Source organism: Nocardia sp. CWNU-33 (genome assembly GCF_046764895.1).
Lineage (GTDB): Bacteria > Actinomycetota > Actinomycetes > Mycobacteriales > Mycobacteriaceae > Nocardia.
The window spans coordinates 1-13,890 of the sequence record NZ_JBKOQN010000025.1 but is presented as its reverse complement, the minus strand read 5'-3'; the positions used below and the strand labels follow the sequence as shown (position 1 = coordinate 13,890).

Genomic DNA, 13,890 nt, shown 5'->3' with positions numbered 1-13,890 from the left:
GTGCGCCGAACAGCCGTCAACGGCCGTCGACCTCGCCCCCGGGCACCAGTCCGGAATGCCCTGCCTCGATAGCGATTTCATCTTCGTGCCGCACGCGCCCGCCGCTGCCGGCGCGGACCGTGATCGACGAGCGGTCACCGGAGTTACACATCCTTATCCAGGGTTTGCGCAGAATTAACCTGCCGAGCACGTGATCGCGACCGATAGCACTCGGTCGACAACTAGACTCAATGACGCGTCTTCGAAACAGACACCGGCTTCACCGGACGAGCGGAGCGGCTCGAACGGTTCTCAGCGCCCGCAGATACCGACAGATCGTCAATGCGTTGCGGCACCATCACGCCGCCGCCCCTGAATTCAGTCGGCAGTCTGTCCTGACCCAGCGACATCGCGGAGACCCCATGATCCACACCGACCTGAAACCCGCCAGCCACTTGGACATCCGAATCACGACGCCCGGCCAACTCGCCTGCGGCACACGCGCGAACCCGGTAGCACCGTCGCAAAAGATTCCGGTATCGAGCGATCGAGGGCCGTCTCGCCAGCTCAGCTCGCTCGACGTCCTGCTGCTCAATGCCGAATCACCCGCCATGCTGCTGCACGTCGGATCGGTCACGCTGCTCGAGCCGACCGCCGAAGACAGTGTGTTGACCGTCACCGCATTGCGGGAGTTGATTGCAAGCCGCCTGCACCTGATCGCACCGCTGCGGTGGCGATTGCGCACCGTTCCTTGGGGCCTCGATCTGCCCTATTGGGACGACTGCGACACCATCGACCTCGGATATCACGTGCGCGATACGCGTCTGCCGGAAGGCTCGACCGACGTGGCGCTGGCGGATCTCGCGGCCCGCCTGCATGCGCAGCCGCTGGACCGAAGCCGACCGCTGTGGGAATGTCACCTGATCTCCGGACTGGCCGGAGGTCGCCAAGCCATCTACACCAAGGTGCACCACGCACTGATCGATGGCGTGTCCGGTGCCGAAGTGATGGCCGTTGTCTTCGACGTTGTCCCGCAGTCGCAACCGGTGCCACCACCGGCCGACGGGGTCACGCTGGGTCGAACTCCCAACCCTGCCGAAATGCTCGGTCGCGGCATCGCGAACACGATGACCCGCCAGGCCGACCGGATGCGCCTGCCGTTGCGCCTTGGACCGATGCTGCCGAGCGCACTCGACGATATGCGCAGGGTGAATCCCGGGTTGCCCGGCACCGGCCCCAACAGCACCGACCGCTCCTTTGCGTTCGTGTCCCTGCCCCTCGATACCGTCAAGCAGGTCAAGAACAGCTTCGGCGGCACCGTCAACGACGTCGTGATGACGTTGTGCGCCTCAGCATTTCGCCGCTGGTTGATCGACCACGACATATCCGCCGACGACCCCGCCGTTGCCGCGATACCCGTATCGGTCCGCACCCCCGAGCAGTGCGGCACCGCGGGCAACCAGTTCTCCATCATGCTGTGTGAACTTCCGATCGGCGAAGCGAACCCACAGCACCGCATGAAACTCACCCACGCCGCCATGCTCGCCGCCAAGGAGCGCTTCCACGCCACCCCACCAGCCCTACTGCACTACGCCACCGCAGTCCTCCCCCAGATCCTGCACGGCCTGGCAACCCGAATGCTGCTCCGCGCCGCCGCACCCGCACTCCCCCTGGCCAACATGGTTGTCTCCAACGTGCCAGGCCCCCAGATACCGTTGTACGCCGGAGGAATTCGCGTCGCAGGCAGCTATCCCATCTCCGTGCTCACCGACCTATCGGGCCCACTCAACATCACCGTCATGTCCTACAACGGCCACCTCGACTTCGGCATTCTCGCCTGCACCGACACCATTCCAGATGGGTGGAAATTCGCCACTTACTTGAAAGACGCGCTCGCCGAACTAGTTCCGTAGCTTCGCCGAACCGTTCAGTACCTACGCACACGTTTGCATCGTCAGCAGCGCCGAGACGGCCTGAAACGCAGGATTTGACCGAATGCTCAAGTCATCTGCGGAAATGGATGGGTTCAAATCCACTATCCTCCGCTGAAACAGCAGGTCAGGACACACTTTTCGGCGCCATTACCTGCTGTTGTTTGTTGACCGACAACGCCGACCGCTCACGAAATAGTTCAGAGCCCGCAGGTCAGCAGCGCTTTCGGCATCCGACCCTCAGGGGACGTGTGTCGTCGAACACGGCACGGGCGACAAGCCCACCCTCGAGACCGCCCTTGCCACTCGCTCGACCACCGGCACGACCGCCATACTTCACCACTACGTAAACCAAATCTATTGGGAGACAAGGAAAATGAAGAATCGGCGCCGCTTGCTCGAGACATCGTCGATGTCATCACGAATACAGGGGCCGGAAACGCCGAAGCACGCTAACGCAGGAGCGGAATCACCGGCGCAAAGTGCTCCATGCTGTCTTCGAGCACGGTGATGTAGCTGATGCCGTACCGCTCGCGGCGATCGCGTAGCCGCTGCGCCATCTCCTCGGGCGTCCCGATCAGTAGGATCGGCAGCTCCTCCGGACTCTCCGCGACATCCGGCGGCAGTGCGGGACCGAACACTTCCAGCACGGCCGCCAGTTCATGCGGCGGAACGACGCGCTGGATCAGGATATTGAGCTCCACCTGATCGACTCGCGCGCCGAGTAGACCGCGCACGTAGTCGATCCGCTCCGCGGTTTCTTCGACCCCCGCCATCTGTAGTGGCCCACCATTGCGCGCCGCCGCGGCCCCGGTGAATCCGATGATGTCGGCGTGCTTCGCGGCAACGCCGAGCAGGCGGTCACCCCAGCCTGCGATGAGCATCGGCGGGCCGGACGGCTGTGCGGGGCGCGGCTGATATTCCGGATCCGAAAACAGCCCGCGCAGCGTGGTGATCGTCTTCTCCAAGTGCTCGACACGCTTGCCGCCGCTGGCGAACGGGATACCCGCCGCCTCGAATTCGGCCTGCACGTAGCCCGCGCCCAATCCGAGCTCCACTCGGCCATCGGTGAACTGGTCCGCGCCCGCCACATCGCGAGCAAGCAACACCGGGTTGTAGAACGGCGTGTTCAGCACGAAGGTGTTCAGCCGGACTCGCTCGGTCGCCTCAGCCGCCAGAATCATCGCGGGAAACGGCGCAGGCATCCCGAGATGATCGGCCACTCCGATCACGTCGTAGCCGAATTCCTCTGCCCTACGGCACTTTTCGATCCAATTCGCGCGGGAATCGGGAACCACCATGTTGACGCCGAACCGGAACGGACGTGGCACAGTCATAACGTCTGTCTACCATCATGATTCGACCGCAGGGCACCGACGGTATCCGGAATCGCTGTCGGTCCGTGCTGGCAGAGTGTGCACCACTGATTCAGGAGGTGCTCGACAAACATGGGTGACTACTTCGAACGGATCGTCGACATCGAGGTGCCCGCTACGGAGGCGGACGCGGTGGCGGCCCGGATGTTGGACTGGATGATTTCCCGACGGCTGCTCACGCGGGAGATGTCCGGTGACGCGATGTACAGCCTCGGGGTGGACAAAGGTTATGTGCCAGGACCGGATTGGGCGCAGGTCACCCAGGAATGGGGCGACTGGATCCCCGGTCCGGTAGCTGTGATCGTCGGGCGCGCCGACCACTACGGCGGGCAGGGCGGGATCGAGCCGGAGTCGGCGGTGTGCCCGCAGTGCCACGCTACGACGGTGATCATCGACTACCCGCAGCAGTGGGAAGCCGATCCTGAGATCTGGCGACCATTCCGGAACGGCATCGACGCGTGGGAGCAGACCGGCGTCGGCACTGCCGCCTGCAATTCCTGCGGTGACGCGATCCCGGTCACCGAATGGCAATGGCCGTGGGGGTTCGCTCTCGGCGCACTCGCCTTCGACTTTTGGGGTTGGCCACCACTCACCGACACCTTCATCACCGAGTTCGGCGCACAACTGGGACACCGTATCGACCATCAAACGGGCAAATTCTGACGTATCCATGCCTTTCCACGGCACCTTCAGCACGCCGCGACCGGCCGGTCAACATTGCGCGAGCGTGCCAGCCGCGATAGCGATTCCGACGAGCGTCACCGCCGCGGCCAATACCGCCACCGGCCGCCGCATGGTGTCCCATCGCGACGACCTTCGCGAACGACTCAGCGCTCCGGCTGTCGATGTCGTGGCGGTGCGCCGTCCCAGCCAGCGCCTGACCAGCGTGACAACGGTGACGATCACTGTCGCAATCAGCATGACCGAACCCCCTACGCGCCGACAGCGTTTGCCGGCCGGGACCGACGCACCGGCGTTGTGGAGCCTCGTGGCGTCGCGACAACACCGTGTTCGATCAGGCTCTCCGCGGTGTCCAGCAGGGTTTCCCGCACCGGGCGCATACGCCAGCCGAGTTCTCGGCGTGCCTTATCGGCGCTGAGTCGCTCCGGTCGTCCCAGCGTCGGCACCGCCAGTCGCACGCTCTTGTCGAACACTGCCATCGCACGTACCAGTAGATCGGGAATGCCCCGGGTGGGCACCCGAAATCCGCGCGGGCCGAATTCCGCGGCAAGGGTCGCCGCCATCTCCCGCATCCACACATGCTCGCCCGCACAGATGTATCGGCTGCCCGCCGCCTGCGGCAACTCCATCGCCAGCCGGTGCGCCACCGCGAGATCCCGCACGTCGACCACCGACCAACCCACCCGCGGTGAGCCGGGCACACTGCGCCCGAGCAGCCACTGCACCGGAACGATCGACGTGCTGAGCGCCGTGGACAACAGCGGCCCCAGCACCATTCCCGGGTTGATCACGACCAGCTCGAGCCCCCGCTCCGCGGACAGCTCACCGATGAATTCCCAGGCGGCACGCTCGGCGAGGGTCTTGCTTTTCTGGTAGGCCGCGCTGCGCTCGACCACCGACCAGTCCGCCTCGGTGCGGACCGCCTCGGGGTCGTCGTGACCGTGCGCCACCGCCGCGATCGAGGACGTCAGCACCACCCGCCGCACCGTGTCGGCAGCGGCGCAAGCGCGCAATATCCGCAGCGTGCCCTGCACCGCGGTGGTGATCAGCTCCTGCTCGTCGTCCGGCGGAGCAGCCGGGAAAGGCGAGGCGACATGCATGAGGTAATCACAGCCGGAAACAGCTGCCGTCCAGCCGGAATCGTCGTCGAGATCGGCCTCGACGAACGTCAGCTCGCCACCGATCCGATCGGCCAGCGCCACCAAATGCGCTCGCTTGCCTGTGTTGCCGAGATCCCGAACCGTCGCGCGCACTGCATAGCCGTGCTTCAACAGTTCGGCGATGCAGTGTCCGGCGACGAATCCTGTTGCGCCGGTGACGAGTACCTGTGTGCCCATATGCTTACCCGCTTCGAAGGTGAGAAGCGCTCATCCGATCTGAGCGCCGCTCAGATAATCTAAGCATTGCATAGATGAGTTGTCCAGGACTCGTCGAATAGGCTCGGATAGTGACGCGGACGAGTTATCACCACGGCGCACTGCGCGACACCCTGCTTGCCGCCTGCCTCCGGTTGATCGAAACCGAGGGCATCGGCGCGGTGAGCCTGCGCCGCGTGGCCAGGGAGGCGGGCGTGAGCACCGGCGCGCCTTATCACCACTTCGCCGACCGCGCCGCACTGCTCGCCGCACTGTCTACCCAGGGCTTTCAACTCCTCGGCAACGAAGTGACGGCCGCACGCGCGGCCGCGGACACCCCACTGCAAGCGCTGACCGCACTCGCGGAGACCTACGTGCGGTTCTCCCGCGAACATCCCGGACACTTCCGGCTGATGTTTCGCCCCGAACTCTCGCAGCCCGACAAGCATCCCGACGCCATGGACGCGGGCGACGCCGCGTTCGCGGTACTGGCCGACACCGTCGCCGACTGTGTCGCCGCGGGCTTGCTGCCCGCCGACAAAGCCGACACCATCGCCGTCGCCTGGTGGGGACTCGCGCACGGTCTCGCCTCACTGTGGCTCGACGGACAATTGGAAAAGCGCTCGGTCCAGCTCGGCACCGAGGCCCCCGCACTGGTAGACGACATCATGCGCACCTTCACCGCACTCATCGCGCCCAGCGCATAACGCGCACCGCAACGTCACACGTCCGAGGTCCGAACTGCCCTAGAGTGAGTGCCGGATATTTGCTGTTTCGCCCTACGCTCCCCACCCGATTCGAGAGGGAAGACCGGATGACCGCACCGCAGCTCGATCCAGTGGTTCAAGAATTCGTGGACGCGCTCAATGACAATGACCAGGACCGGTTGTTCGCGGTCCTGACCGATGACGCGTCGATGTCCGACGACGGTGTCGAACGCAACCTCGCGCAGTGGACCGACTCCGAGGTCTTCGGCAGCAGCGGTCGGATGGAGATCGAATCGATCGGCGACGGCGGCACCGAGCTGGTGGCCAACTACACCAACTCGCGCTGGGGATCGATGCGCACCAATTGGCGCTTCATCCTTCGCGACGGCAAGGTCAGCCGATTCGAGACCGGGCAGGCCTGAAACTCTTGCGGACACAGCCCTGATATTGACAGGCTGACGCACGTGTTCGTCGCGCCCCGTTACGGTACGGGCTCACTCGCAGATCTGTTTCCTTCGCTCCTCGCCGGGCTCGGTGTGCCCGGCGAGGTCGACCGGCTCAGCCTCGGCTGCACCGCCAACCGCATCTGCGTGCTCTTGGTGGACGGCCTCGGCGCCGAGGCGCTCGCGGCGAATGCCGATGTGGCGCCGTTCCTGTCGAGTCTCGTCCCGGCCGAGCTCGCGGCGGGCTTCCCCAGTACCACCGCGACCAGCCTGAGCTCTCTCGGCGTCGGTGTCCCACCCGGCGAGCACGGGATCGTCGGCTACCTGATCAACGTTCCCGGCTACGACCGGTTGGTGAATTCACTGCGCTGGCGCCTGCACGGCGAAGGACCGAAGGTCGACCTGCTGCGCGAGCTCATCCCGGAGAAATTCCAGCCCAACGCAACGGTTTTCGAACGCGCTGCAGCCGATGGCATCGCCGTCACACAGGTCGCCCCGCACTATCAGGCCGGCTCCGGGCTCACCCGAGCGGTGCTGCGCGGCTGCGAGTTTCGCCCCAACGTCTCGACCGGCGACCTCGTCGCTGGCGTCGCCGAAGCACTGCGCGCGGGCGAACGCGCACTGGTATACGCCTACCACGGCGACCTCGACACCACCGGCCACGTGCGCGGGCCGTCCTCGGACGCATGGCTGCTGGAATTGGCGCACGTCGACCGCCTCGCCGCCACCATCGCCGAACACCTACCCCCGAACGCCGCACTGGTCGTGACCGCCGACCACGGCATGGTGGAACTCGACGCCCGCATAGACTTCGACAACACCCCACCCCTCCAGGACGGTGTCGCCCGCCTGGGCGGTGAACCCCGCGCCCGCCACGTCTACACCACCGGAGGCGCTGCCGCCGACGTCGCCGCGACCTGGCAGGAATTCCTCGGCGCCGACTTCCACGTGCTGTCTCGCGCCGACATCATCGCCCGCGGCTGGTTCGGCCCCACCGTCTCCCCCCACGTCGCCGACCGCATCGGCGATCTGGTCGTGGTCGCCGCCGGTTCCCGCGGCATCATCCGCACCGGCGCCGAGCCACTGCAAGCGATGCTGATCGGCCATCATGGATCCCTCACACCTGCGGAAATGAATGTGCCGCTGCGCGTCCATCGCACGTGATCGTGCGGTACGGCGCGGTGCACGGCGAACTCACGCGCAGACCATAGCGAACGACCAGCCTGATTGGCCCTACGCTGGGGGCGATCGTCGCGGACAATGCGCGCGACCAGCTGCCAGGAGGAATAGATGAATGCCAGGCTGTCACGGACCGGCCGGACCGGCCTCGGGGTCGCGGCGGTCGTGTTACTGCTGGCGGGGTGCAGTGATATCGAGCGAGTGCTCAATCGCGGTGGTGACACGCCCTGCAGCGAATACGTCAAGCAGGACCAGGACACCAAGCGGGTGACGATCACCAAGTTCATCAAGGAGCAGACCAAGGATGATCACGAGCCTGCGGGCACCGTGGTCGATGCGACGATCATCTCCGTGGACCTGCTGTGCGGCACGCAGCGCAATGCGGATACGCCGATCAAGAAAGCCGATGTGGCAGGCATTTTCATCACGAAGTGAGTTCTGGACGAACAGTGTTGCGCCCGGTGACGGATGGGCGCAACGCTGCCGGCGGCTCGACGGAGGCACTGCGTTCCGGCGGGTAGAGGCCACTAACGAGTCCGACACCTGGACCTGCACACATCGGTAGCGATGCCGACGAGATCGACCCGCCGGGGCCATGTCGGACCAAGGAAGTATCCGCTGAGGCGCTCCTCATACATTGCTTCGAGGAGCGCATCAGCATCGCGTCGGTGGGCTCAATAATCGTTCGACGCAAGCGTTCTCCATGAATACCCTCGGGCCATGCCACCGCCACTGGATCGACGAGCGCGATCGTGTGAGCCAGTCTCCGGCAAGCGCGCCGGGCGAGCTATCGCGAGAACATTGCGAAATCCGTGTGCAAAACACCCGGCTGGCCCCGATAGGAACGGCGCGGAGAACCGCTGGGACAGCATTTGGAGACTGTCCGGTTGGGCTAACTCGCATCTCAACCTCGGTGGTTGGTTGCCAGCAGGTCAGAACATGTCGACAACCCACACTTCCAGGTCGGCCAGGGGATTATTCGGCTCCGTAGGACTGGCGATACGATGCTGCTGGATTACCGTGCCCAGGCTGAGGATGTCGGCGCGGGGCGTCTTGAACTTTTCCTGGTTCGAGGCGTAGGTGAAGCGGCATCCACCGACCAAAGCCGACTGGGCGATCCGCCGGATCTCGTTCAGAGTCACCGCGCTCAGCGGTGAACTGCGCACGCAGATATCGCTGGCGCATCCGTCGACCAACGTTGAGGTCATCGGTCGGCCGTTGGCGTGCTGGGGTTCGGTCGCGAAGTCGGCGAAGCCGATGTAGTCGGTCTCTCCCTCGCCGTAGATGTTGATCTTCATTGCGTTGCCGATGGGATTGATCGGGGTGCCTCGATGCTCGGCGCGCCCGTCGGGCCCTGGGTTGGCCACTCGCGGCGGGGTCGGACACAGTTGGTGAGTATGCGGCAGACCCGCCTCCGTCGGCGAGACGAAGCTGGTGGACAGTGGGGTCGACCTCTCCAGGACGTCGATTTCGTCATCGAGACTCTTGATCGTGCCCTTGCCGACAATGCGATCAGCTGCGTCCTGGCCTGGGGCCAGAATGCCGCGCGCGTTCTTGTAGTCCTCGACCGCGTCGCCGGTGTCTGTTCCGTAACGGCCGTCGACCTCGAGACCGGCATCGTCGATCTCGTTGAGCGCGATCTGAATCCGCCGCACGTGCTCGCCGACACCGTTGATCCCCTCGCCGATATGCGCAGGATCGGAAACCAGGCAGTTCTCCAGCTGTTGGTCGCGGTCCGGCGAGGTGAACAGCATGCTTTTCAGGCCCATGGTTCGTTATCCTTTCGATGCGCTGTTCTGCAGCGAGCCCGCGGTGCTGGCGAGGATCGTCGCGGATTGGTCATGGCACCATGTCTGGTCGCCTGATCTGATGTGGAGTCATATAGCGAGGCCGGATGCGACCGAACGCTAGCGCGCTCAGCCCGCTAGGACCTGAGTAGTCCACTACGCGGATTCAGGCCCACCGGCCTCGCGCATCGCCCGCGAAGCGACGGCCCGTCAGACTCTCTTCCTCGTTCTTGTGTCACTGATGACATCGGGGCCTTTGCCATCGAAGATGGGCCATTATCTTTCGGCGAACTCGCGTAGCGGCTTGAAGTCGTAGCCGACGAAGGCCAGGACGATGGCCGGCGCGGCGGCGTGGTCGAAGAACGCACGGATGTGGTGGCCGATCTCATCGACCGCCACGCAACGAATTTGGTAGCCCAGCAGGCGGATGCGGACGAGATCGGCATCCACAACAGGTGAGCTCGAATGAGGCGAAAGCCGCTGAGGGAAGCGGCATTCGGGCATATCGGTCCGTGGGCGGGGCTCTACGAAGTTGCCGTTGTGCGCATGCGAGACTCGTCGCGATGCTCACCTATTTTCAAGCGACTGTCATCGGTGCGGTGCAAGGTGTCACCGAACTGTTCCCGATCTCGAGCCTCGGGCATTCCGTGCTGGTTGCCGCATGGCTCGGAGGTGATTGGCAGAAATTGGTCAGCCCAGGCGAGTCGGCCACGGGCACACCGTATCTGGCGTTCGTGGTGGCCTTGCACGTGGCGACGGCGGTGGCGCTGATCGGCTACTACTGGCGGGACTGGTGTGCCATCGTCGCCGGTTTCATCACCACGCTGCGGACCGGGCGCCGCGACACCGTCGCGCAGCGGTTGGCGTTGCTGATCGTGATCGCCACCATTCCTGTCGGTGTCCTCGGGCCGTTGCTGGAACATCCACTGCACGCGCTGTTCGCGGCGCCGCTCTGCGCCGGCGTCTTTCTGATGCTGAATGGTGTCGTGCTGATCGTCGGTGAGGGATTGCGCCGGCGAAATGAGCCTTCGCTGGCGGAATATGGGCGACGGTTCGCCCGACAGGAGGCCCTCACTGGGGTTCTCACCGCCGAAGCGCAAACCCGCCGCCAATCCGACCGCCCACTGGCCGCCCTCGGGATCCGGGATGCCGTCGGTATCGGCTTCGCTCAAGTCGGCGCGCTGCTGACCGGGTTCAGTCGGGCGGGCCTGACCATGGTCGGCGGCCTGTGGCGCGGTCTCGAATACAAGCATGCGGCCAAATTCGCTTTTCTGCTTGCGACTCCGGCGATCCTGGGCGCGGGGATACTGGAAATACCGGAACTCATCGGACCGGAGACCGACGGCATCCGAGGGCCGGTGCTGGTCGGCGCCATCGTATCCGGACTGTCGTCCTGGCTGGCCGTACGGTTCCTCGAGCGGTACTTCCAGACCCGCACTCTGCTACCGTTCGCGGTTTACTGCGTGGTCGCCGGGGTGCTCTCGATCGTCCGATTCAGCTGAAGTCTCGGCCTCGAGCTCCGCCCGATCCCATCCAGACCTATCGCTGTGGCACCACCGAGATGAAGTCAGCCACGCGGCTTCGAGAGGCAGTCCGACCCCAGAATCTTGCGTCAACCGAGCCAGGTGGCCTCAGCGGAAGTCAGGAGCGAGGAACCAGGCGATGGGTATGGGCATAGACGACGGCATGTACACGATCGCGAACACCGAGTTTGGCGAGCATGTTGGAGACGTGGGTCTTGACCGTCTGCTCGCCCACGCCGAGGGCGCGGGCGATCTCGGGGTTCGTGTACGCCTTGGCGATCAGAAGCAGGACCTCGTGTTCGCGGGCGGTGAGTGTCTCGACTTCCGGTGCGGCGGGGAATGGTTCGATTCCGTCGGTCAGCCGCGCGATCAGACGGCGCGTCAGGCGTGGATCGATCAGGGCAGCGCCGCGTGCCGCAATCCGGATGGCGGAGATCAGATCCTCGGACGGCAGCGCTTTGGTGAGGAACCCGCTCGTGCCGAGACGCAGTGCGCGGTAGAGGTTCTCATCGGTGTCAGAGGTGGCGAGGGTGAGGATCCGAGTCCTACTACCGAGTGCTGCGATCGTCTCGATGGCGGCCGTGTCGTCGAGACCGGGCATGTCGAGGTCGAGAATGGCGACGTCGGGTTGTAACCGCTCCATTTCCCTTATGGCGGTGACAGTGTCGGGGACCTCCGCGATGCAGTAGATGTCCGGCTGGGTGCCGACCACCGCCCGCAGGCCCGAACGAAACAGTGCGTGATCGTTGGCCAGCAACACTGAAATCGTCGAATGCTGTGCAGCGGTAAGGATGTCGACCGGCGGTGCGCCTGCCGATCCGCACGGGTCGAACTCCACCGTCTCGCCACGCCTGGCGATCGGAGTGTCGGCGTGCGCGTAACTCACCGACAGCATCGTGGCGGTGATCGCGAGCAAGAGCGACGACACCACCCGCAGCAGGGGGCGTGTCGACGTAGTCGTGGCCATGATCTACGACCGTAGATTCCGGAGCCTTCGACGTACATAGGCAATCGGGAGTATTCGAGCTCCCCCGATGGAGTGATCAGCGCAAGAACCCCCTGTAGTTCTTGTTCATCACCTGGCTCTCGATCTGTTTGATCGTGTCCAGACCGACGCTCACCACAATCAGCACCGAGGTACCGCCGACCGCAAGGCTCGGTGCCGAGCCGACTGCGCCGAAGTGCAGTAGCAGGTTCGGCAGTACCGCGACAGCGCCGAGATAGATGGAGCCGGGCAGGGTAATCCGACTGAGGACATACCCCAGGTGGTTCGCGGTCGGCCTGCCCGGGCGGTAGCCCGGGATGAACCCGCCGAACTTTCTCATCTCGTCCGCGCGCTCCGCCGGGTCGAATGTGATCGCGACATAGAAGTACGTGAAGAACAGGATCAGCGCGAAGTAGATCGTCGCATAAACCGGATCGCCTGGGGTGACCAGGTACTTCTCGATCAGCTCCTGCCACTTGCCCGAATTCTTCGAGGTCAACTGCGCGAGCAGGGTCGGTATATACAGCAGCGAGGACGCGAAGATAACCGGAATGACGCCGGCCTGGTTAACCTTCAGCGGCAGATATGTCGATGAATTGCCATACATCTTGCGGCCGACCACGCGCTTGGCATACTGCACCGGAATTCGTCGCTGGCCCTGCTCGACGAAGATCACCCCCACGAGCGTCAGAAACATCGCAACGCAGACCGCGGCGAAGATCAGCCCGCCCTGGCTGTCCACAATCGCCTTGCCTTGACTCGGGATTCGAGCCGCGATACCGGCGAAGATCAGCAGCGACATACCGTTGCCGATACCGCGTTCGGTCACCAGTTCGCCGATCCACATGACCACCGCCGCGCCCGCGGTCATCACCAGCACCGTGACCACCATGCCGAACAGCGATCTGTCCGCCAGGATGTTCGCGGGGCAGCCGCGCAGTAGCTGCCCATGCGCAGCCAGCGCTACCAAGGCCGACGCCTGCAGGACGGCCAATGTCATTGCGAGATAACGGGTGTACTGCGTGACCTTGGCCTGACCGGACTGGCCTTCCTTACGCAGCTCCTCGAACCGCGGGATCACGACGGTCAGCAGCTGAGTGATGATGCCAGCGGTGATGTACGGCACGATCCCGATCGCGAACACCGACAGTTGCAGCATCGCGCCGCCCGAGAAGAGATCGATGAGCTGATAAATCCCGGCGGAGTCTCCGCCGGAGACGAATGCGATACAGATGCGAATCGACTTGTAGTCGACACCGGGCGACGGAAGCATCGCTCCGAGGCGGTACAGCGCGAGCAGGCCCAGTGTGAAAAGGAGCTTCCGCCGTAGGTCCGGTGTCCGGGAAGCCGATACGAGGGCGGGAAGCACATATCCTCCTGACAAACGACGCGTGTGATGGACAGGCGCTCACTCTGTGAAAGGAGGAGCCGAACCTGCCGCGCGACTTGGACAGTACGGAAATTCATGCCTCGGCCACGTCGGCCGCGGGTCGGATTTCGATCTCCCCCGACGGCGGGAGTCATCGGCTCCGGACGTCTCGGCAGCGCACGTTATTCGGCATGTGCATGTGTTGAGTTGTCGTGTGCCCGACGCTATGTCGGCGGCGAGGATGTGCGCTACGAGCGCGGAGTCGAACAGGTTCGTCGAATCGCGCGCCGCGTGAGCAGGCTTCGAAATGTAGGTGCGAAAGTCCTAGTGTCGGTGGCTCGTTCGGTCCATGACGCAGGTGAGGTGGAACCCTGTTACACCGTCTCCGACACCGACATCGACGGTCACCGGAATCACCGCAGCGAATCACAGAGGAAGCCCCGGAGCCGATGGGTGAATTCAAGGGGTCGTCGCAACACTGCCTGCTTTTAGCGGGTAAGTAGATCACGCAGACGCTCGGCTGGGGTTTCCCAGTCGAGCGTTTTGCGTGGACGATCGTTGAGTTGGTGAGCGAC

General features: G+C 64.3%; 14 protein-coding genes. 7 read left to right on the top strand and 7 right to left on the bottom strand.

What is annotated here, in order from left to right; translation table 11 throughout:
- The first annotated feature begins 401 nt into the window (after window positions 1-401).
- Window positions 402-1,892 carry a WS/DGAT/MGAT family O-acyltransferase gene (locus ACLMAL_RS27900; RefSeq protein WP_412001803.1) on the top strand — a complete coding sequence of 497 codons (1,491 nt, stop codon included), beginning with the start codon at window positions 402-404 and terminating at the stop codon, window positions 1,890-1,892.
- 470 nt (window positions 1,893-2,362) lie between these two features.
- Here ACLMAL_RS27900 and ACLMAL_RS27895 read toward each other — a convergent pair whose 3' ends face one another.
- Window positions 2,363-3,247 carry an LLM class F420-dependent oxidoreductase gene (locus ACLMAL_RS27895; protein ID WP_412001802.1) on the bottom strand — a complete coding sequence of 295 codons (885 nt, stop codon included), beginning with the start codon at window positions 3,245-3,247 and terminating at the stop codon, window positions 2,363-2,365.
- Window positions 3,248-3,358: 111 nt separating this feature from the next.
- Here ACLMAL_RS27895 and ACLMAL_RS27890 point away from each other — a divergent pair, with 111 nt between their 5' ends.
- A complete protein-coding gene (locus ACLMAL_RS27890; protein WP_412001801.1) occupies window positions 3,359-3,949 on the top strand; it encodes a hypothetical protein in 591 nt (196 codons plus the stop codon).
- Window positions 3,950-3,997: 48 nt separating this feature from the next.
- Here ACLMAL_RS27890 and ACLMAL_RS27885 read toward each other — a convergent pair whose 3' ends face one another.
- Both ACLMAL_RS27885 and ACLMAL_RS27880 read right to left on the bottom strand, forming a co-directional pair.
- Window positions 3,998-4,207 carry a hypothetical protein gene (locus tag ACLMAL_RS27885; RefSeq protein WP_412001800.1) on the bottom strand — a complete coding sequence of 70 codons (210 nt, stop codon included), beginning with the start codon at window positions 4,205-4,207 and terminating at the stop codon, window positions 3,998-4,000.
- An 11-nt stretch (window positions 4,208-4,218) separates the two neighbouring features.
- Window positions 4,219-5,304, bottom strand: coding sequence for an SDR family oxidoreductase (locus ACLMAL_RS27880; RefSeq protein ID WP_412001799.1), 1,086 nt, complete (start codon window positions 5,302-5,304; stop codon window positions 4,219-4,221).
- Between the two features lie 110 nt (window positions 5,305-5,414).
- Between ACLMAL_RS27880 and ACLMAL_RS27875 the strand changes: the two genes are divergently transcribed.
- The 4 genes from ACLMAL_RS27875 to ACLMAL_RS27860 all read left to right on the top strand — a co-directional run bounded on the left by ACLMAL_RS27875 (window position 5,415) and on the right by ACLMAL_RS27860 (window position 8,086).
- Window positions 5,415-6,029, top strand: coding sequence for a TetR/AcrR family transcriptional regulator (locus ACLMAL_RS27875; RefSeq protein ID WP_412001798.1), 615 nt, complete (start codon window positions 5,415-5,417; stop codon window positions 6,027-6,029).
- Window positions 6,030-6,136: 107 nt separating this feature from the next.
- Window positions 6,137-6,451, top strand: a complete 315-nt coding sequence (locus ACLMAL_RS27870; protein ID WP_406230723.1) for a nuclear transport factor 2 family protein — start codon at window positions 6,137-6,139, stop codon at window positions 6,449-6,451.
- Between the two features lie 42 nt (window positions 6,452-6,493).
- Window positions 6,494-7,636 carry an alkaline phosphatase family protein gene (locus ACLMAL_RS27865; RefSeq protein WP_412001797.1) on the top strand — a complete coding sequence of 381 codons (1,143 nt, stop codon included), beginning with the start codon at window positions 6,494-6,496 and terminating at the stop codon, window positions 7,634-7,636.
- Between the two features lie 126 nt (window positions 7,637-7,762).
- Complete coding sequence (locus ACLMAL_RS27860) at window positions 7,763-8,086, top strand: hypothetical protein (protein WP_412001796.1); 324 nt, start codon at window positions 7,763-7,765, stop codon at window positions 8,084-8,086.
- A 497-nt stretch (window positions 8,087-8,583) separates the two neighbouring features.
- Here the strand turns inward: ACLMAL_RS27860 and ACLMAL_RS27855 are convergent, their stop codons facing one another.
- Complete coding sequence (locus tag ACLMAL_RS27855; RefSeq protein ID WP_412001795.1) at window positions 8,584-9,420, bottom strand: peptidoglycan-binding domain-containing protein; 837 nt, start codon at window positions 9,418-9,420, stop codon at window positions 8,584-8,586.
- 294 nt (window positions 9,421-9,714) lie between these two features.
- Window positions 9,715-9,888 carry a hypothetical protein gene (locus ACLMAL_RS27850; protein WP_412001794.1) on the bottom strand — a complete coding sequence of 58 codons (174 nt, stop codon included), beginning with the start codon at window positions 9,886-9,888 and terminating at the stop codon, window positions 9,715-9,717.
- A gap of 113 nt (window positions 9,889-10,001) precedes the next feature.
- Here ACLMAL_RS27850 and ACLMAL_RS27845 point away from each other — a divergent pair, with 113 nt between their 5' ends.
- Window positions 10,002-10,940, top strand: a complete 939-nt coding sequence (locus ACLMAL_RS27845; RefSeq protein WP_412001793.1) for an undecaprenyl-diphosphate phosphatase — start codon at window positions 10,002-10,004, stop codon at window positions 10,938-10,940.
- A gap of 139 nt (window positions 10,941-11,079) precedes the next feature.
- Here ACLMAL_RS27845 and ACLMAL_RS27840 read toward each other — a convergent pair whose 3' ends face one another.
- Complete coding sequence (locus ACLMAL_RS27840; protein ID WP_412001792.1) at window positions 11,080-11,928, bottom strand: LuxR C-terminal-related transcriptional regulator; 849 nt, start codon at window positions 11,926-11,928, stop codon at window positions 11,080-11,082.
- A 76-nt stretch (window positions 11,929-12,004) separates the two neighbouring features.
- The gene (gene secY / locus ACLMAL_RS27835; protein WP_412001791.1) at window positions 12,005-13,315 is read right to left on the bottom strand and encodes a preprotein translocase subunit SecY; all 1,311 of its coding nucleotides are present in this window, start codon (window positions 13,313-13,315) and stop codon (window positions 12,005-12,007) included.
- Window positions 13,316-13,890 lie beyond the last annotated feature (575 nt).

Bases quoted from the DNA above. Each gene is read 5' to 3' on its own strand.
- ACLMAL_RS27900 (WP_412001803.1), top strand. From the start codon at position 402: ATGATCCACACCGACCTGAAACCCGCCAGCCACTTGGACATCCGAATC.
- ACLMAL_RS27895 (WP_412001802.1), bottom strand. From the start codon at position 3,247: ATGACTGTGCCACGTCCGTTCCGGTTCGGCGTCAACATGGTGGTTCCC.
- ACLMAL_RS27890 (WP_412001801.1), top strand. From the start codon at position 3,359: ATGGGTGACTACTTCGAACGGATCGTCGACATCGAGGTGCCCGCTACG.
- ACLMAL_RS27885 (WP_412001800.1), bottom strand. From the start codon at position 4,207: ATGCTGATTGCGACAGTGATCGTCACCGTTGTCACGCTGGTCAGGCGC.
- ACLMAL_RS27880 (WP_412001799.1), bottom strand. From the start codon at position 5,304: ATGGGCACACAGGTACTCGTCACCGGCGCAACAGGATTCGTCGCCGGA.
- ACLMAL_RS27870 (WP_406230723.1), top strand. From the start codon at position 6,137: ATGACCGCACCGCAGCTCGATCCAGTGGTTCAAGAATTCGTGGACGCG.
- ACLMAL_RS27860 (WP_412001796.1), top strand. From the start codon at position 7,763: ATGAATGCCAGGCTGTCACGGACCGGCCGGACCGGCCTCGGGGTCGCG.
- ACLMAL_RS27855 (WP_412001795.1), bottom strand. From the start codon at position 9,420: ATGGGCCTGAAAAGCATGCTGTTCACCTCGCCGGACCGCGACCAACAG.
- ACLMAL_RS27845 (WP_412001793.1), top strand. From the start codon at position 10,002: ATGCTCACCTATTTTCAAGCGACTGTCATCGGTGCGGTGCAAGGTGTC.
- ACLMAL_RS27840 (WP_412001792.1), bottom strand. From the start codon at position 11,928: ATGGCCACGACTACGTCGACACGCCCCCTGCTGCGGGTGGTGTCGTCG.